Genomic DNA, 17,758 nt, shown 5'->3' on the forward strand with positions numbered 1-17,758 from the left:
CGACGTCAGTCCCGCGTGAGCTTGCGGTGGGTGACCCGGTGCGGGCGGGCGGCGTCCGGGCCGAGGCGGTCGACCTTGTTCTGCTCGTAGCCCTCGAAGTTGCCCTCGAACCAGTACCACTGCCCCTCGGCGACGTTGCCCTCCCACGCGAGGATGTGGGTACAGGTGCGGTCTAGGAACCAGCGGTCGTGCGAGATCACCACGGCGCAGCCGGGAAAGTCCTCGAGCGCATTCTCGAGGCTGCCCAGGGTCTCTGTGTCGAGGTCGTTGGTCGGCTCGTCCAGCAGGATCAGGTTGCCGCCGACCTTAAGTGTCAGGGCCAGGTTCAGTCGGTTGCGCTCACCGCCCGAGAGCACACCGGCCTTCTTCTGCTGGTCCGGACCCTTGAAGCCGAAGGCGCTCACGTAGGCACGCGAGGGCATCTCGTTCTGCCCGACCTCGATGAAGTCGTTGCCCTCGGACACGACCTCCCACACGGACTTCTCGGGGTCGATGTTCGCGCGGGACTGGTCCACGTAGCTCAGCTTGACCGTGTCCCCCACCCGCACGGAACCGGCGTCCGGCTCCTCGAGTCCGACGATCGTCTTGAACAGGGTGGTCTTACCGACACCGTTGGGGCCGATCACGCCGACGATACCGTTGCGCGGCAGGGTGAACGACAGGTCCTTGATCAGGACACGGTCGTCGAAGCCCTTCTGGAGCTTGTCGGCCTCGACCACCACGTTGCCCAGTCGCGGCGGGGTGGGGATCTGGATCTCCTCGAAGTCCAGCTTGCGGTGCTTCTCCGCCTCCGCCGCCATCTCCTCGTACTTGGCCAGACGTGCTTTGGACTTGGACTGGCGGGCCTTGGCGCCGGAGCGGACCCACTCGAGCTCGGCCTTGAGGCGCTTCTGCAGCTTCTGGTCCTTCTTGCCCTGCACCTCGAGGCGCTCGGCCTTCTTCTCCAGGTAGGTGGAATAGTTGCCCTCGTAGGGGTGCAACTTGCCGCGGTCGACCTCACAGATCCACTGCGCCACGTGGTCGAGGAAGTAGCGGTCGTGGGTGACGGCCAGGACGGCGCCCGGGTAGGCGGCCAGGTGCTGCTCCAACCACAGCACCGACTCGGCGTCGAGGTGGTTGGTGGGCTCGTCCAGCAGGAGCAGGTCGGGCTTGCTCAGCAGCAGCTTGCACAGCGCGACGCGGCGCATCTCGCCACCGGACAGGTGGGTGACGGGCGAGTCCCCCGGCGGGCAGCGCAATGCGTCCATGGCCTGCTCGATCTGGGAGTCCACGTCCCAGGCGTCCACCGCGTCGAGCTGCTCCTGCAGCCGCCCCATCTCCTCCATGAGCTCATCGGTGTAGTCGGTCGCCATCTCCTCGGCCACCGCGTTGTACCGGCGGAGCTGCACCATGGTCTCGCCGAGGCCGTCCTCGACGTTCTCCTTGACGGTCTTGCTTTCGTCGAGCACCGGCTCCTGCATGAGGATGCCGACGCTGGCCTCGGGGTCGAGGAACGCCTCACCGTTGGAGGGCTGGTCCAGGCCGGCCATGATCTTGAGGATCGAGGACTTACCCGCGCCGTTGGGGCCCACGACGCCGATCTTCGCACCGGGGTAGAAGGACATCGTCACGTCGTCGAGGATCACCTTGTCCCCGTGCGCCTTGCGGACCTTCTTCATGGTGTAGATAAACTCGGCCATTCCACCCTCTCAACTGCGCAAATAGTTCACATCGCCGCAGCCGGGCCGCGGGCACGGCCCCCATGTTACGTGCCCACCCGCAGCCCCGGTGAGCACGGCGGCGGGCTACCCGCGGCCCCGTCGGTTCAGACCCGAACCGCCCCCGCCAACCCGCTGACGGCCGCACGCTCCGTCGGATCGTCGTCGGCGTCGCGGGACCCGATCTCCATGACGTCCCCGTCGCCCTCCGCGCCTCGGAGACCGCCCGCGGCGTGGCCGTCGGGAGCCGGGCCGTCGGGAGCCGGGCCGGACCCCTCGGCCTGGGCCCTGCGCATGGTCACGTCCATCCGGGACAGGTCCGGCCCCAGCGCGGTAACCCGCATCTCCAGATCACGCTGGATCCTGCCGTCCTTCTCGTACTCGTTGGTCAGCAGACGGCCCTGGACGATGATGCCGTCACCCTTGACCAGTGTCCCGGATGCCCGCTGCGCCAACCTGCCCCAGCAGTTGGCCGAGAAGTACAGCGTGCCGCCCGTCTTCCACTCCCCGGTGTCGCGGTCCTGGTAGCGGGTGTTGCTGGCCACCCGGAAGGAGAAGACCGAGTCCTCGCCGACCCGACGGGTGGTGGGGTCGGTGATCACGGTTCCGCGGACGGTGGTGTGGGTCTCGTTCATGGTCTCGCTCCTGTCACACTCGGACCGACCGTGCGTCGGCCTCGTGCTGACGAGCGTGCCCCACCTCGTCGTCGTCGTATCCCGGTCGCACCGCTCGCGGTGCCCGCCCTGTGGAGGGACAAGCAGGGTGTGGGCAGGGAGGCCGACGACGACGAGGTGGGCACCCCCTCAGGACTTGCGGTCCGCCCGGGACATCGCGCTGAGCATCTCGTTATAGGCCTTGAGCTCGGCGTCGTCGTCGCGCTCGGCCTGCCGCTCGCCGCGCCGGGCGTCCCGCATGTCGCTCTGGTACCACTGCCACGCCAGGGCCAACATGACGATGAACAGCGGGATCTCCCCCGCCGCCCACGCGACTCCGCCGCCGACCTGCTGGCTCTGCAGGAGATCCGGAATCCAGGGCAGTCCGATCCCGCCATACCAGTTCTCGGCGAGCACGGTCTTGTAGTTCATGAGCATGATGCCGAAGAAAGCGTGGAACGGCAGCGAGCTGAGCAGCACCATGAGCTTGTAGAGCGGCGAGAAGTGCCGCGGTGCGGCGTCGACCCCGATGATCACCCAGTAGAACAGGTACCCACTGATGAGAAAGTGGACGTTCATGAACATGTGGCCCAGGTGCTCGGAGGCCAGAGTCTCGTAGAACCCGCCGAAGTAGATGATGTAGAAACCCGCCACGAACTGCACCGACGCCACGATCGGGTGGGTGAGGAAGCGCGAGAGCGGGTTGTTGATGAACTCGACGATCCACTCACGGGCCCCGGGCGGGTTCCCACGGCCCGCGGCCGGGAGCGCCCGCAGCGCCAGGGTCAGCGGCCCGCCGAGGGCGAGAAGCACCGGCACGAGCATCGAGATGAGCATGTGCCCCACCATGTGGCTGGCGAAGTCGGCCATCATGTACATCCCCATGCCGGAACTGGTGGTGAGGAACAGGATCACGCAGCCGAGCACCCAGGCCACGGTCCGGCCCACGGGCCAGGCATCGCCGCGGCGGCGCAGGGTGATCAGGCCCCACACGTACAGGCTCAGCAGGATGACCGCGGCCAGGCCCAGCACCAAGTCGAAGCGCCACACCCCGAAGACGGTGCCGAGCGAGAACGGTCCGGGGAGCTCGAAGCCCAGTAGCGCCTCCTGGCGGGTGGGCACGTACAGCGGCGCCGGCGGCGGGGTGCGACCGAGCGAGACCGAGAGCCCGATCGTGCCCGCCATCACCACAGCCTCGACCAGCGCGATCCGCACGAGGGTCGGGCGGTCGACGGGAGCGTTGGCCGATCTGGACTCGATCCTGGCGATGATCCGGCGGCGGATGGCCAGGCCGAACATCGCGAGCAGGACCAGCAGCAGCGCCTTGGACACCACGAGCAGACCGTAGGTCGAGGAGAACAGGTCGGCGGGGTGCAGCCGCACGAGCGCGTTGATGATGCCTGAGAACCCCAGCGCGATGATCGCGATGGTCGCCACCACCGAGTAGCGGCGCAGGGCCAGCGCCACGCGGGAGCCGCCCCGCATCGTGTGGGCGAGCACGGCGACCAGACCGCCCACGTAGAACGCCGCGGCGAACAGGTGGATGATCAGCGAGTTGGTGGCGATGTCGTGCGCGGTGCTCCCGGAGGCGTGGCCCGTGGCCGCCACCGGCAGGAGCGAGAGCACCGACACCCCCAGCCAGATCACCGACCAGCGCCAGCTCACGGTGAGCCGCTGGCCGATCCCGGCCACCAGCGCGATCACCGCCGCCCACCGCCAGGACGAGGCCACGTCGATCTGGTTGATCGCCACGATCCACTGGTCCGGGGGCAGTGCCGCCCAGAACGTGCGCCCGGCGACGTCCGACAGGGTCAGCGGGATGAGCAGCGCCGCGGCCACCGCCCACGAGATGTTGGCCCACGAGGAGATCCGCTGCGAGCGGTACCCGTCCACGTCGAGGGTCTTGTCCTTCTGGGGCGGGGTGAAGAACGCCGCGAACAGAGCCGTCCCCACCGCCACCGCGGCGAGCAGCTCACCCACCGCGCGGACCGCCGGGAGCCCGGCCGTGGTGAGCACGCCCGGGTCCGGGACGCCCACCAGCGCGAGCGCCACCTCGGTGGACATGCCCGACAGCGGGATCACCACCGCGGCGGCCACCACCGCGAGCAGGATCACGACGGGCACCACGCTGCGGGTCTTGAGCAGTCCGGCGCTGGCGGGTGTCGACTTGGACGACGTCATGGCCTCCATCGTATTAACCCGATCGCCCCGGGCCGATTCGCGGCTGCAGCGCACACCCCCGGATCGGCTATCATCCTTCCGGCGACGCCGGACGTGGGCGTCGCAGGCCTCCGTAGCTCAGTGGATAGAGCATCCGGTTTCTACCCGGCTGGTCAGGGGTTCGAATCCTCTCGGGGGCGCATACTTCTGCGCAGATCGGCTTCTACGCTGATCGGCGGCGCTGGCCGGCACGACACCGGACCACCGCCCGCCGCCTCCCGCAGCACCTCCGCCAGGCGTCACCCGGTGTCACCTGGCGTCGGCGCCGGGCCACCCCTCGTCGCGCGGTCACCTCTGCTCGCGTTTCCCCAGGTGGGGCTCCCCTGGAACCGCGCATATGCGACCACTCGCCGGGCGGGGCAGGGTGGTAGGTTCGCACTTCGAGTCGATCCACAGGATCGGCGTCGATGACACGGGGTGCCCCTACCGGACGGGGCTGAGATCACACCCGCTGAACCTGAACTCGTTCACACGAGCGGAGGGATGTCACATGCGCTGGTGCACGCTGTGCTGAGCCGCCCCGGAGCTCCAGCCGTGGCGCTGGACGGGCTGGGCCACACCTATCCGGGAGCGCGCCGCCCCGTCCTCGCCGACCTCAGCCTGTCCGTGCCGGCGGGCGAGCACATCGCCGTCGTCGGGCGCAGCGGATGCGGCAAGTCGACGCTGCTGTCGCTGATCGCCGGCCTCGCCGAACCGACGACCGGGACCGTCGCCGTCCTCGACCGACACCAGCCCGCCCGGCGCCTGGAGCACTGCGCGTTGATGCCACAGGGCGACAGTCTGTTGCCGTGGATGACCCTGCTCGACAACGTCGCGATCAGTCTTCGCAATCAACGGGTGCGCCGTCGCGTGGCCCGGGCCGAGGCCCAGCTCCTGCTGGACCGCCTGGGCCTGGGCGCCTGGTCGGGGTCCCGCCCCTCGGCTCTGAGCGCGGGCATGCGCCAGCGCGCGGCACTCGCGCGCGCACTGCTCGCCCACAAACCCGTGCTGCTGGCGGACGAGCCGCTCGGTGCGCTCGACGCCATCACCCGAGCAGACGTCCAGCAATGGCTGCGCGAGACCCTCGCCGGGACGCCGGCCACCCTCGTCATGGTCACCCACGACGTTGACGAGGCCCTGCTCTTGGCCGAGCGCGTGGTCCTGCTGGCACGGCACGAGGCCGACGCCCCGGCGCGCGTGGTCTCCACCTGGCCGGGGTGGTTCGGCGACGACCGCCCCCGCGAGGCCCTGCTCGGCGACAAGGGATTCGCGGCAACCCGGCAGGACGTACTCCAGGCCCTGGCGCGGGAATCCCACCTGGCAGACGGCGGAGCCGCCCGATGACCGTCCGACTCCTCCGGTCCGCCGCTCCCGCCAGCGTGACGATCCTGCTTGTCCTCGCCGCGTGGATCACCATCACCGCGCTCGAGCTCGTCCCCGCGTACGTCATCCCCGCGCCCGGCGCCGTGTTCGACTCACTCGTGACCACCTGGCCCGACCGGCTCGGTTCCGCCACGCTGCTGACGGCTTCCGAGACCCTCCTGGGTGTGGTCCTCGGGGTGGTCGTCGCGGTGATCGTGGTGATCATCAGCGCGTTCGTGCCCACCATCGGTCAGGCCATGACCCCACTGCTGGTCGCCTCGCAGGCCATCCCGGTGATCGTGATCGGCCCGCTGCTGACGATCTCCCTCGGGTACGGGATGGCGCCGAAGGTCATCGTCGTCGCCCTGTTGTGTTTCTTTCCCGTCGCCCTCAACCTCCTCTCCGGCGTCCGGACCGTCGACGCCCGGTTGATCGACACGCTGCGGAGCCTGCACGCCACCCGATGGTCGCTCTTCTGGCGGGTGAGACTGCCGTCCGCCGCGCCCCGCGGGTTCGCGGGACTGCGCGTCTCGGTCACCTTCGCGCCGGTGGCCGCGGTCTTTGCCGAGTACACCGGTTCGACCAACGGCCTGGGGTACCTCATGCTCCAGGCCATCCCCCGACTCCAGACGGACTTCGTCTTTGCCCAGGTGGTCGTGCTGACCATCATGTCCAGCGTCCTGCTGGCCACCGTGACCCTCCTCGAACGACTCATCTGCCCGTGGAACACCACCACCGAAAGGACCCCATCATGACCCACGCACCCACCAGCGCGCCCCCACGCCGGGCCCTCACCCGATCCGGCGTCACCCGACCCGGCGTCCGGATGCTCGCGACCGCGGCCGCGGCGGCGCTGGCCCTGACCGGATGCCAGTCGAGCCCGGACGACGCGGAGCCGACCGAGACCGGGGCCGCACCTGTGAGTGTCCTGCTCGACTGGAGCCCCAATCCCGACCATGTGGCGCTGTACACCGCGCAGCACACCGGCGCGTACGACGACGCTGGCGTCGACGTGACGTTCATGACGCCCGCCAACACGGCCGACGCCGCGCGGGAGGTGTCCCTGGGGCGGGCCGACCTGGCCATCTCCTACGAGCCCGACACCCTCATCGCCGCGGAGCAGGGCCTCGACGTGATCTCGGTGGCCGCGTTGATCCCCACCTCGTTGACCTCGCTGATCGCCAGGACGGAGTCCGGGATCACCGCCGCGGCCGATCTGGAGGGCAGGACCGTGGGCCTGTCGGGACTGGCCTCTCAGCAGCCGACTCTGGACTTCATCGCCCGGGAGGCCGGTATCGACCCTAGTTCGATCTCCACCCCCAACGTGCAGCAGAGCCTCAACCAGGCCCTCCTGACCGACCAGGTGGACGCGGTCTTCGGGGCCTTCCGCAACATCGAGGGCGTCGAGCTCACCGCTCAGGGCGACTTCGTGGTGCTCCCGGCCACGGAGCTCGGGGTGCCGGACTACGCGGAACTGGTGATCATCGCCAACCCGTCCCGCCTCGCCGACGATGCCGACTACGCCGAGCGCGTGCGGGCCTTCCTCGCCGGGACCGCGGAAGGTCAGGCCGCGGCGCTGCGGGACCGGCAGGTCGCCATCGACTCCCTCACCCCCGAGACCCAGGGCTCCTACGACCCGGACATCCTGGAGTTGATGATCGACGCCACCCTCGAGCTGCTGCCCGAGGGCGGTTTCGGGAAGCAGTCGGCCGAGGCCTGGGCGGCGTACGCGGACTGGATGTACCAGAACGGGCTGCTGGAGACCGAGGTCGACGGCGCCACCGCCACGACCAACGACTACCTGCCGGGCGCCGGCGGCTAGAACCCTGCCCCGCGAGAGGCCCCGCCGTCATCGCGAAGACTGTTTGGCACGCATCGGTCGAGTGAGAATGCGCGAAACGCTCTTCTCGATGGCCCCGGCGGCTTGGGCCCGGCGGCTTGGCCCCGGCGGCTTGGCCCCGGCGGCGCGTGTCCGCCCGCAGGGCCTCCAGACCGGCAGGCCCACCGACCTTCAGTTCGGGGAGGCCTCCCGCAACCGCGCGAGCAGCGGCTCGGCGGCCTCCTCGAGGAACCGGTCCAGGGTGGAGTCGCCGATCTGGATCAGCGCGACGTCCGTGTACCCGGCCTCCCAGTACGGCCGGATCTTCTCGACGATCGCGTCCAGGTCGGGCCCGCACGGCAGCTGCTCGGCCACGTCCTCGGGCCGCACGAACTTGGTGGCCGCGGCGAACCCGGCGGTGGTGGGCAGGTCGGCGTTGGCGGCCCAGCCGCCGGCGAACCAGCGGAACTGGTCGTGCGCGCGTTCGACGGCCGCCTTCTCCGATTCGGGGTCCCAGCTGATGGGGATCTGGGCGATCGCCCGGGCGCCGTCACCGATCTTCTTCTGCCCGTCGAGCGCGTTCCAGTTCTCGATGTGGGCGGGCTCCGGCTCGGTGGCGATGAGGTGATCGGCGAGCGGCCCGAGTCGGGTGACGGCCTTCTCCCCGCCGGCGGCCACGCCGATCGGCACCCGCTTCTCGGGCAGGTCCCACAGGCGGGCGGAGTCCACCCGGAAGTGCTCGCCGGAGTAGGTCACCAGGCCGCCGTCGAACAGCTCGCCCATGATCTCCAGTGCCTCCACCGTCATCTCGTGGCGTTCGTCAACCGAGGGCCACCGCTGCCCCACCACGTGCTCGTTGAGGTTCTCCCCCGCGCCGATGCCCAGCATGAACCGGCCGTCGGACATGATCTGCACGGTCGCGGCCTTCTGCGCCACCACGGCGGGGTGGTAGCGCAGGATCGGGCACGTCACGTACGTGCACAGATCCACCCGCTCGGTCACGTGCGCCACAGCGCCCAGGACGCTCCACACGTAGGGCGCGTGCCCCTGCGAGGACAACCACGGGAAGTAGTGGTCCGAGGCCACCTCGAAGTCGAATCCCGACTGCTCGGCCTTGGCGGCGTAGCGCACGAGTTCCTTGGGGCCGGACTGTTCGGTCATGAGCGTGTATCCGAAGCGTGTCATGGTTTCGAGGGTGCGCCGGGCCCGGCCGTGTCGCCACCGGTTGCCACCCGGGCGGGGGCCACCGGTTGCCTGCCTCGCGGGGGCGGGGCACGGTCGGACGCATGACCACCACACCGCGCGCCCTTCTCCTCGACGTCGACGGCACCCTGGTCGACTCCACCTACGTCCACGTCTGGACCTGGCACCGCGCTCTGGCCGAGGCCGGCGCGCCGGTGCCGTTCGTGGAGGTGCACCACCGGATCGGCAAGGACGGGTCCACGCTGGTGTCCGAGCTCCTGGATCTCGCCGGTGTCGACGACGACGAGGACCGCGATCGCGTGGCGAGCCGGGCCAAGGATCTGCATTCGGAGTACTACGCGGAGGCGTCGCTGCGCCTGCTCCCCGGTGGCCGCGATCTCATCCATGGTGCCAAGGAGCAGGGCTGGATCGTCGTGCTCGCGACCTCGGCGGCACCGTCGGAGTTCGAGCAGGCGCGGGAGCTTCTCGATGTCGACGACCACGTGAATGCCGTGACCACCGGCGAGGACGTCGACCAGGCCAAGCCCGATCCCACAATCGTGGCGATCGCCCTCGAGCGCTCGGGCGTCGACGCCAAGGACGCGGTCATGGTGGGCGACGCGACGTGGGACGCCATCGCGGCCGGAAAGCTGGGCATCCGCTCGGTGGCCGTGCGCACGGGCGGTATCGGGGACGCCGAACTGCGCGAGGCGGGGTTTTCTGCAATCGCCGACGACGCCGCCGGGGTGCTGGAACTCCTCACGTCCGGCGCCCTCTAAGCGCCCGGGGGTGGCCTGGCAGGGAGCGCCTCTGCCGCGCCTGCCGGGCCCTCCCCCGGCCGCCTCCGCTTCGCCCCTCAACCTCGCCCCCTGCCTTATGCGTCCTCTTCGGCTTATGCGTGCTCTTCGACCGCATTCCGCACACTCGTGCGGCGGCTTGGGACCATTGCGCACGCGCACCTCGGGGTGGCCGGCACGGGACCCGGCGAGCCCGGCGGGCCCGGCGGGCCCGCCTGCCGCCCCGGCAGTCCTCAGCCCGCCGTAGGGGCCGCCCCGTTCCGGCCCCCGAAGGTCCGCCCCGCCTTGTGTGTCCTCTATGGACCAGTAGCGCCGCGCAGATCAGCCGAGAGTGTGCACTTTCGACACGCAGGCCGAAGGGGGCGCACAAGTCAGGGGGGGCGCTGGGCAGGCCAGGCAGGGGGGTGCTGGGCAGGCCAGGCAGGGGGGGTGCTGGGCAGGCCAGGCAGAGGGGCGCTGGGCAGGCCAGGCAGGGGGGTGCTGGGCAGATCAGGCGGTGGGGTGCCGCGATCAGGCCAGGCGGTGGGGTGCCGCGATCAGGCCAGGCGGCAGGGTGCCGCGACCAGTCAGGACGGTGCCGCGATCAGGCGGCGCCGGACCAGGTGGTCGACGTCTCGGCGCGGGTCGGGGTGCGCACGGGCAGCAGCAGGAGCAGGCCCACGAGCAGGACCAGGGCGATCCCGGCGATCCCCGCCCGGTCGGTGCCGAAACCCCACGTGAACAGACCGAACAGCGCGGGCGCGAGGAACGAGACCGCCCGCCCGGTGGTGGCGTAGAGGCCGAACATCTGGCCGTCGCCGCCGGGCGGCGCGAGGCGGGCCAGGAAGGACCGCGAGGCGGACTGCGCCGGGCCCACGAACAGGCACATGAGCAGGCCGAAGATCCAGAACATGGCGGTGCCGTCGACGAACAGCAGGACGGTCATGGTGCCGAGCATCGCCGCGAGTGAACCGATGATCACCACCTTCGGCCCCACCAGGTCGTCCGCGACTCCCGCGACCGCCGCCCCCAGGGCTGCCACCACGTTGGCCGCCACCCCGAAGATCAGCACGTCGCCCGGCGCGAGCCCGTACACCGTGACTGCCAAGATCGCCCCGAAGGTGAACACCCCCGCCAACCCGTCTCGGAAGATGGCACTGGCAACGAGGAACTTCACGGTCCGCGGATCCCGGCGCCACAGTGCCTTGAGGTCCCGCCAGAGGATGCGATAGGACTCGCCGAGGCCCACCTTGTCGTCGTCGCCCTGACCGTCGTCGTCGACCTCACCGTTCTCGGCGTCGCCGCCAGACCTCACCCGGGGCCGGTTCTCCGGCACCGACCGCAGCACGGGCAGCGCGAACACCGCGAACCACACCGCCGCGACCAGGCACACCAGCCGCACGTTGAGGCCGCCGTCGGTGGAGATGCCCAGCAGGCCCCGCTCGTCGCCGTCGCCGGAGATGAAGCCGAGAAACGCGGTGAGCAGCAGGAAGATCCCGCCGAAGTAGCCCATCGCCCACCCGAATCCCGAGACCCGTCCGACGGTGGCCGGGGTGGAGACCTGCCGGAGCATGGCGAAGTAGGACACCTCCGCGAACTCGAACGTGATGGACCCCAGGGCGAGAAGCAGCAGCCCCACGAAGAACCACGGGTAGGGCGCGTCCGCGTCGACGAGGACCATCAGCGCGGTCAGCGCCACCGTGAGGTAGGTCCAGATCGCCAGCGAACGCCGGCGACGCCCGCCCCGGTCCGCGCGCTGGCCCATCACCGGCGCGGTCACCGCGATCACCAGCCCGGCCAGCGCTATCGCGATCGACAGCCACGTCGCGGCAGAGAACGGACCGTCGAGGTCCGCCCCGACCGAGTCGGTGAGATAGACGGAGAAGACAAAGGTGACGATCACCGCGTTGAACGCCGCCGAGCCCCAGTCCCAGATGGCCCAGGAGAAGACCTGGCCGCGGGTGGCGGGGCGGGGATCGGGAGAGAACGACGACGACGAGGTCGCGGGACGGGGATCGAGCGAAAAGGGCGACGACGACGAGGTCGCGGTCTCTGGAGGGGGCGGTGACCCGGTGCTGCTCACGCCCTCGAACCTAGTGGGTGGCGGTACATCCAGGGTCTCGGGAGCGGAGGTGGGCTCACCGTGGAAGGCCCCGGGTGGCGGGTGCCCGAGATCGCCGGGGCCGCGCTCGTCGTCGTCACCGACTCCCCCGTTCACCACCCTCGCCGGTACGCTCACCCTCGGCCCTGACCACCTGACCCGAGGACGCATGATGCCGCTTCCCCTGCCCACCGCGACGAATCGTGCTGTCGTCACCGGCGCCTCCTCCGGGATCGGCATGGCGCTGGCCGCCGAGTTGGCCCGCCGCGGGCATTCCCTGATCGTGGTGGCGCGGCGCGGCGAGGTGCTGCAGGAGCTCAAGGAGCGGTTGGAGGGCCAGTTCCGGGTGTCGGTCGAGGTGCGGGCCTGCGACCTGTCCGATCCGGCCGAGCGGGCCCCGCTTCTGGAGGAACTGGCGGGCCGCGAGGTCTCGATCCTGTGCAACAACGCCGGCATCGCCTCATTCGGCCCGGTCGCCACGCTCGATCCGCAGTACGAGAAGAGCCAAGTGCAGGTCAACGCCGTCGCCTGCCACGACCTCGTGCTGGCGGTCCTGCCCGGAATGGTGGAGCGTCGCTCGGGCGCGATCCTCAACGTCGGCTCGGCGGCCGGCAACATGCCGATCCCCAACAACGCCACCTACGCCGCGACCAAGGCGTTCCTCAACACCTTCTCCGAGTCACTTCGCGGCGAGCTCAAGGGCTCCGGGGTCAACGTCACGCTGCTGGCGCCCGGCCCGGTACGCACCGAGGAGATCGCCGAGGAGGACAAGACCTTCGTCGACCGCCTGGTCCCCGACCGCTTCTGGGTGGACACCACCTACACCGCCCGGATCTCCCTGGACGCGCTCGCCCGGAACAAGATGCGCGTGGTCCCGGGCCCGCTGGGCCAGGCCATGTCCGTGGCGGGCAACTACACCCCGCGTGCGCTCATGGCCCCTGTGGTGGGTCGGTTCTACGCCAAGCTCGGCGAGGAGCAGGCCGAGGCCTGAATCGCCAGCCGGTGGTCCGGGTGGCGGGCCCGGAATCGGTACTCGACGGCCTGCCGCCTACTCCAGTCCCAGGTCACGAACCTGACGGGCGGCCACTAACCCGTACAGATCGTCGGCCGGGTCGGCCAGGCCCACGAAGTACCCCGCGAGCTCGAGTCCGACGAAGCCGACGAGTTCGGAGATCGCCGCGACAACCGCTGCCGCAGCCGACGGAGTGACGCCGACGTCCTCTGCGAAAGCGTGCATCCCACCGCCATCGCCGGGGAGTTCGAACCCGGCGACCTGCCGGGACCGGAGGCAGGCCAGAAATGGCCCCGCCACCTCCCCCGCGGCCGGGATCGTCTCGGCCGGTGCCACATAACCGGGGATCGGCGTGCCGTAGATGAGCTGGAACTCGTGCGGTGCTCGCAGTCCCCATCTGCGGAGGGCGTCCGCGAGACGGCGCCACCGTTCGGCGTCGGAGCCGGCGTCGGGATTCCCGGTTGCGGCCTCATCGCGCTCGTCCGCGGCCTCGGCCTCGGCCTCAGCCTCGCGGAGAGCGTCGGCCAGGCCGCGGTAGCTTTCGAGGATCATCGCGGTGAGCAGGTCCTCCCTTGACGGAAAGTAGCGGTAGACCGCGGAGGAGACCATCCCGACCTCGCGAGAGACCGAGCGCATCGACAAGCCCACCCCGCCGACCTTTGCGATCTCCCCCCGCGCGGCGGCGAGGATCCGCTCGATGGTCTCGGCCCTGGCCTCGTCCCGTTTGCCCATACCGCGAGTGTTCCAGAAAACCGAGAGCGGCGCTCTTGCTTTGTCAGCGGACTGGGCCTACTGTGAGCGTCAATCCAAAACGAGAGCAGTGCTCTCCCAAATGGCCGGAGGTCCGATGTCTTATCCGAAGCCCAGCCCAGCGTCTCGCCGGGCACCGTCCGTCCTCGCCGTCACCGCTGGCGCCCTCATGGCCGTCTACCTCCTGCTACGCCCCTACGGCGATGCCGACGGAGGGGACACCCTCGCCGCGGCGGAGGCGTTCTCCTCGCCCCTGTGGATCGTCTCCCACCTGGCGGGAGCGGCCTCCCTCGTCGTCCTCGCCGCGCTCTGGTCCCTCCTCACCACGAGCCCGCTCCGGTGGGCGGGCCCCGTCGGTGCCGCGCTCGTCCTTCCCTACTACGGCGCCGAGGCGTTCGCACTGCACGAGATCGGGAGCAGGGCCCTGGAAGGCGACCCCGGCGTTCTCGATCTGGTGCCAGCTGTCCGGGACAACCCCACTGCCATGGCCCTCTTCGCGGTGGGGCTGATCGCCCTGGCGGTGGCCGGCGTCGTGGCGGCCCTCTCGTGGCGTCGGCTGCACCAGCCGGGTCGAGTGGCAGTGGCGTTTGTTCCGCTCGCGGTGATCGCGACGCTGTTCCTCCCGCAGTTCTTCCTCCCGCCCTCCGGTCGGATGGCCTACGGGCTCGCTTTTGCGGTTGCAGCCGTCTACGCAGCGATCACCGCAGCCTCTGCCGGCGATGCGCGACAGGGCCGGGGCTGATCCTCCGGGTCCGGTCAGCACCTCGTGCGGCGATATAGTCGAACGATGCCAGAGTCGAGCCCTGCTTCCACCGCCGTCGCGACGTCGAGCCCCACGCCCCACAAGGAATCCAAGAACGACCGGATCGTGTGGATCGACTGCGAGATGACGGGCCTCGACACCACCAACGACGCGCTGGTGGAGATCGCCGCACTGGTCACCGACTCGGAACTCAATGTCCTCGGCGAGGGCGTGGACATCGTCATCCACGCCTCCGATGCCAAGCTCGCGGCGATGCTGCCGGTCGTGCGGGACATGCACTCCTCGTCGGGGCTGACCGAGGAGATCCGCGCCTCCGCCGTGACGGTGGCGGAGGCCGAGAAGCTGGTCCTGGATTACGTCCGGGCGTGGGTCCCGGTGGGCGGGACCGCTCCCCTGGCCGGCAACTCGATCGGCACCGACCGAGGGTTCCTCGCCCGGGACATGCCCGAGCTCAACTCCTACCTGCACTACCGGATGATCGACGTGAGCTCGATCAAGGAGCTGTGCCGCCGCTGGTACCCGCGCATCTACTTCGGCCAGCCAGAGAAAGGCATGTCCCACCGCGCGCTGGCCGACATCAAGGAGTCGATCCGCGAGCTGAAGTACTACCGCGCCACGGCGTTCGTGCCCCAGCCCGGTCCGACCACCGACGAGGTGCGCGCGGCGGCCGGGGCCCTGCCCCCGGTCAACTGAGCCCCTGCCGCCCGTGTGCGGGTCCGGTCCGCGTCGACACCTCCCGATTTCCTGACCGGGGCTCAGACCGGGTAACATCGTCAACGCTGTTCGCGAGGACGGCGATGGTGGCTGTAGTTCAGTTGGTAGAGCACCAGGTTGTGATCCTGGCTGTCGCGGGTTCGAGTCCCGTCAGCCACCCCACCGGAATCGGCGGGTGACCTGCACATCGTGCGCGTCGCCCGCCGTTTTTGTTTGGGCCCATGCAACGGTTCCTGCAATAGCAGCCGCTCCTGCGTGAGTCCCGACGGGGGATCACGCTCCGTCCCGGTCGTCTCCGGGATCTTCATTCTTTTCGGCGGCGATCCTGCCGAGGCCTTGGTGGCCCTTGTCCTCCGAGTCGGGCGACGAACCCTTCTCCGCCTCGCCCTCGTCTTCATCGCCGCCGGACAGAGCTGCTCCGAAGGCAATACCGATGGCCATGCCGATCGCGATGCCGGCGCCGATGTTCTCCATCGCCAGACCGAACGCGGTTCCGATCGCAAGGCCGAGAGCGATGCCTACCCTCAACTTGTCATTCTTCACGCCTCGGCCTCCGGGCCTAGCGGGTCTCCGGTCTCGACATCCTGGGCCTGCCGCTCCCGAAGCCACTGCCTCTGCAATACCCGTTATGGTCGAGGGCGGTATGGGCTCGGTGGTCGTGAAGGTCGAAAGCGGGCAGCACGGCTTTTCCTCGATCGTCGATGGGCGGCCCTCGGGATCCTTCCCCAGCGGTTCCGTCTCGCGCTAGAGTCGCTAGGCGAATCGGGCGGGGCCTCTCGCACCCGGCAACGGCCGTTTCACACCGCCCCACCACATGTGACGTCCAGTCTCGGGTGAACCGCCCCAGGTTTCCCGCCGCTCCCTATGTGGGTTGCAGCTCTCGGTTGAGAGCGGCGTAGTAGCTCTGCTCGAACTCGATGGGCGGGACGTAGTCCAGGCTCGAGTGGAGCCGTTCATTGTTGTACCACTCGACCCACGCAGCGGTGGCGTACTCGACGTCGGAGATCGTCTTGTACGGCCCGTCGTGGAAGATCGACGAGCGGATGCACTCGGCCTTGTAGAGGCCGTTGATCGTCTCCATGAGCGCATTGTCGTACGCGTCCCCGACGCTGCCGATCGACGGGTCGATACCCTCTAACGCGAGGCGTTCAGTGAACGCTACAGATGTATATTGGGTGAATTCAATCGGTCGTCGCAACACTTGACGTTTGTAGTGACTGTAGATGATCGTCAAGGGCTTCGGCCGGAGTTCGCCACCCAAGTGTCTTTCGTGGCCGTGTGTTGAGGGTGTGTGCGATGGCTGCAAGGTCTTCTGCGGTCCAGCGGGAGAGGTCGGTGCCCTTCGGGAAGTACTGGCGCAGCAATCCGTTCGTGTTCTCGTTAGAGCCCCGCTGCCAGGGGCTGCGGGGGTCGGCGAAGAACACCTGCAGACCGGTCTCAACGGTGAACTGGGCATGCGCCGACAGCTCTTTGCCGCGGTCCCACGTCAACGAGCGCAGGAGGTGCTCGGGTAGGTCGGTGATCGTCCTGGCCAGCGCCCGCGACATGCTCTCGGCGCCGTATCCGGACAGCGCGGGCCCGTTCTTCACTCGTGGCGTTTGCCCGTAGCCCTCCTCGCGGGGCAGATGCACGAGCATGGTGAACCTCGTGGTGCGCTCAACAAGGGTGCCGATTGCGGAGCGGTTGAGGCCAATGATCAGATCGCCTTCCCAGTGCCCGGGCACGGCCCGGTCCTCGGCTTCGGCGGGGCGCTCACTGATCAGGACTTTGTCGTTCACGTGCGCCCACGTGGCCGAACGGGTGCGCTCGCGCGGCACCCGCAGAGCGCGGCCCGTGCGCAGGCAGGTCACGAGTTCCCGCTTGAGAGCACCTCGCCCTTGGATGTAAAGCGCCTGGTAGATGGCTTCGTGGGAGATGCGCATGGACTCATCTTCCGGGAAGTCGACCTTCAGGCGGTTGCTGATCTGCTCGGGGCTCCAGCCCTTGACCCACCGGCGATCGCCTCGATGCGGCTTGTTGCGGCCCGCCCATTTTGCTTCCTCCGGCCCGTCGACCGGGGCTCCGTCACTGTCGGTGATCCTGCCGGCCAGTCGGTCCTGGACGTACTCGCGCAGGGGCTCGTTTCTGACCAGCTTCGCCTCTTTGGGGCGGGCGGCGAAGATCTCCGACTTCCACTGCGCAACCGATGCCCGGTACTCGAGCTTGCCGCCGCGAGTGGCAGCGTTGCGGCGCAGTTCGCGCGAGATCGTCGACGGCGCGCGATCCAGTGTGCGGGCGATTTCGCGTACCCCCTTACCCTCGGCGACCATCACCGCAATCTCTTCGCGCTCAAAGAAGGACAAGTACCGGGAGGACACATCCGTGGCCAGGTGTAGCGGCATGCCACCACGATGGCGGAACCACCGCGTGCCGACGGCACTCGACACGCCGACCGCCGCGGCGGCCTGCTCGCTGGTGACCCCCGTGGCGATCTGCTTCCAGAACAACCGCTCCACCTCACGACGGTGCGAGGGCCGTCCCGGCGACTTCAACGCCGACCTTCCCGTGAGCTCCTTCATCCATCCTGCAGGCCTACCCACAATCCACCTCCATTACCTGGGGTGTTGCGACGACCAGTTGAATCTGCCTTGACTGCCCGCGTCCGAGTGGCTGACCAGCGACTTGGGTTCGATCGGGTGTCCCTCGCGATCGCGTTGCCACAGCGCCATTCGCAGTGGAGTCATGACCAGG

The 17,758-nt window shown here is 69.3% G+C and carries 15 protein-coding genes, 2 tRNA genes, 1 pseudogene and 1 riboswitch; of the genes and pseudogenes, 9 read left to right on the top strand and 9 right to left on the bottom strand.

The window, feature by feature from the left end; translation table 11 throughout:
- Positions 1–5: 5 nt before the first annotated feature.
- From ettA to H483_RS23570, 3 genes are all read right to left on the bottom strand, one after another.
- Positions 6–1,679, bottom strand: a complete 1,674-nt coding sequence (gene ettA / locus H483_RS23560; protein WP_017835717.1) for an energy-dependent translational throttle protein EttA — start codon at positions 1,677–1,679, stop codon at positions 6–8.
- Between the two features lie 125 nt (positions 1,680–1,804).
- Positions 1,805–2,332 carry a single-stranded DNA-binding protein gene (locus H483_RS23565; RefSeq protein WP_017835718.1) on the bottom strand — a complete coding sequence of 176 codons (528 nt, stop codon included), beginning with the start codon at positions 2,330–2,332 and terminating at the stop codon, positions 1,805–1,807.
- A gap of 168 nt (positions 2,333–2,500) precedes the next feature.
- A complete protein-coding gene (locus tag H483_RS23570; protein WP_017835719.1) occupies positions 2,501–4,540 on the bottom strand; it encodes a cytochrome c oxidase assembly protein in 2,040 nt (679 codons plus the stop codon).
- 97 nt (positions 4,541–4,637) lie between these two features.
- Here H483_RS23570 and H483_RS23575 point away from each other — a divergent pair.
- The 4 genes from H483_RS23575 to H483_RS23590 all read left to right on the top strand — a co-directional run bounded on the left by H483_RS23575 (position 4,638) and on the right by H483_RS23590 (position 7,733).
- Positions 4,638–4,710 (top strand) — tRNA-Arg (locus H483_RS23575).
- Between the two features lie 263 nt (positions 4,711–4,973).
- A riboswitch (TPP riboswitch) is annotated at positions 4,974–5,071 on the top strand.
- Positions 5,054–5,893: an ABC transporter ATP-binding protein gene (locus H483_RS23580; RefSeq protein WP_031264523.1), complete on the top strand. Its 840-nt coding sequence runs from the start codon at positions 5,054–5,056 to the stop codon at positions 5,891–5,893. (Overlaps the previous riboswitch by 18 nt.)
- Entirely contained in the window at positions 5,890–6,666 is a 777-nt protein-coding gene (locus H483_RS23585; RefSeq protein WP_017835721.1) for an ABC transporter permease, read from the top strand. The genes H483_RS23580 and H483_RS23585 overlap by 4 nt, the downstream gene beginning before the upstream one ends.
- Positions 6,663–7,733: an ABC transporter substrate-binding protein gene (locus tag H483_RS23590; RefSeq protein ID WP_017835722.1), complete on the top strand. Its 1,071-nt coding sequence runs from the start codon at positions 6,663–6,665 to the stop codon at positions 7,731–7,733. Before H483_RS23585 ends, H483_RS23590 begins: the two co-directional genes overlap by 4 nt.
- 189 nt (positions 7,734–7,922) lie before the next feature.
- Here the strand turns inward: H483_RS23590 and H483_RS23595 are convergent, their stop codons facing one another.
- The gene (locus H483_RS23595) at positions 7,923–8,915 is read right to left on the bottom strand and encodes a TIGR03557 family F420-dependent LLM class oxidoreductase (protein ID WP_017835723.1); all 993 of its coding nucleotides are present in this window, start codon (positions 8,913–8,915) and stop codon (positions 7,923–7,925) included.
- 101 nt (positions 8,916–9,016) lie between these two features.
- On the opposite strand from H483_RS23595, the gene H483_RS23600 reads away from it, so the two are divergent.
- Positions 9,017–9,691, top strand: coding sequence for an HAD family hydrolase (locus tag H483_RS23600; protein WP_017835724.1), 675 nt, complete (start codon positions 9,017–9,019; stop codon positions 9,689–9,691).
- Positions 9,692–10,292: 601 nt separating this feature from the next.
- Here the strand turns inward: H483_RS23600 and H483_RS23605 are convergent.
- Positions 10,293–11,624 (bottom strand): MFS transporter, encoded by a 1,332-nt coding sequence (locus H483_RS23605; protein WP_042328917.1) that lies wholly within the window; start codon positions 11,622–11,624, stop codon positions 10,293–10,295.
- Positions 11,625–11,961: 337 nt separating this feature from the next.
- On the opposite strand from H483_RS23605, the gene cmrA reads away from it, so the two are divergent.
- On the top strand, positions 11,962–12,780 hold the full coding sequence (cmrA, locus tag H483_RS23610) for a mycolate reductase (RefSeq protein WP_031264524.1): 819 nt from the start codon (positions 11,962–11,964) through the stop codon (positions 12,778–12,780).
- Positions 12,781–12,837: 57 nt separating this feature from the next.
- Here cmrA and H483_RS23615 read toward each other — a convergent pair whose 3' ends face one another.
- Positions 12,838–13,533 carry a TetR/AcrR family transcriptional regulator gene (locus H483_RS23615; protein ID WP_017835727.1) on the bottom strand — a complete coding sequence of 232 codons (696 nt, stop codon included), beginning with the start codon at positions 13,531–13,533 and terminating at the stop codon, positions 12,838–12,840.
- A 115-nt stretch (positions 13,534–13,648) separates the two neighbouring features.
- On the opposite strand from H483_RS23615, the gene H483_RS23620 reads away from it, so the two are divergent.
- From H483_RS23620 to H483_RS23630, 3 genes are all read left to right on the top strand, one after another.
- On the top strand, positions 13,649–14,293 hold the full coding sequence (locus H483_RS23620; protein ID WP_031264525.1) for a hypothetical protein: 645 nt from the start codon (positions 13,649–13,651) through the stop codon (positions 14,291–14,293).
- Positions 14,294–14,338: 45 nt separating this feature from the next.
- The gene (gene orn / locus H483_RS23625; RefSeq protein ID WP_017835729.1) at positions 14,339–15,007 is read left to right on the top strand and encodes an oligoribonuclease; all 669 of its coding nucleotides are present in this window, start codon (positions 14,339–14,341) and stop codon (positions 15,005–15,007) included.
- A gap of 107 nt (positions 15,008–15,114) precedes the next feature.
- Positions 15,115–15,190, top strand: a tRNA-His gene (locus tag H483_RS23630).
- Between the two features lie 111 nt (positions 15,191–15,301).
- On the opposite strand, the gene H483_RS23635 is transcribed toward H483_RS23630, so the two are convergent.
- The 3 genes and pseudogenes from H483_RS23635 to H483_RS23640 form a co-directional block, all read right to left on the bottom strand.
- Positions 15,302–15,571 (bottom strand): hypothetical protein, encoded by a 270-nt coding sequence (locus H483_RS23635; RefSeq protein ID WP_017835730.1) that lies wholly within the window; start codon positions 15,569–15,571, stop codon positions 15,302–15,304.
- Between the two features lie 319 nt (positions 15,572–15,890).
- Positions 15,891–16,202, bottom strand: a pseudogene (locus H483_RS0119030) (transposase); the annotation flags it as partial.
- Positions 16,203–16,209: 7 nt separating this feature from the next.
- Positions 16,210–17,586 (bottom strand): IS30 family transposase, encoded by a 1,377-nt coding sequence (locus H483_RS23640; protein WP_017835732.1) that lies wholly within the window; start codon positions 17,584–17,586, stop codon positions 16,210–16,212.
- Positions 17,587–17,758 lie beyond the last annotated feature (172 nt).

It is taken from the genome of Dietzia sp. UCD-THP (genome assembly GCF_000349585.1).
Taxonomy (GTDB): Bacteria; Actinomycetota; Actinomycetes; order Mycobacteriales; family Mycobacteriaceae; genus Dietzia; species Dietzia natronolimnaea_A.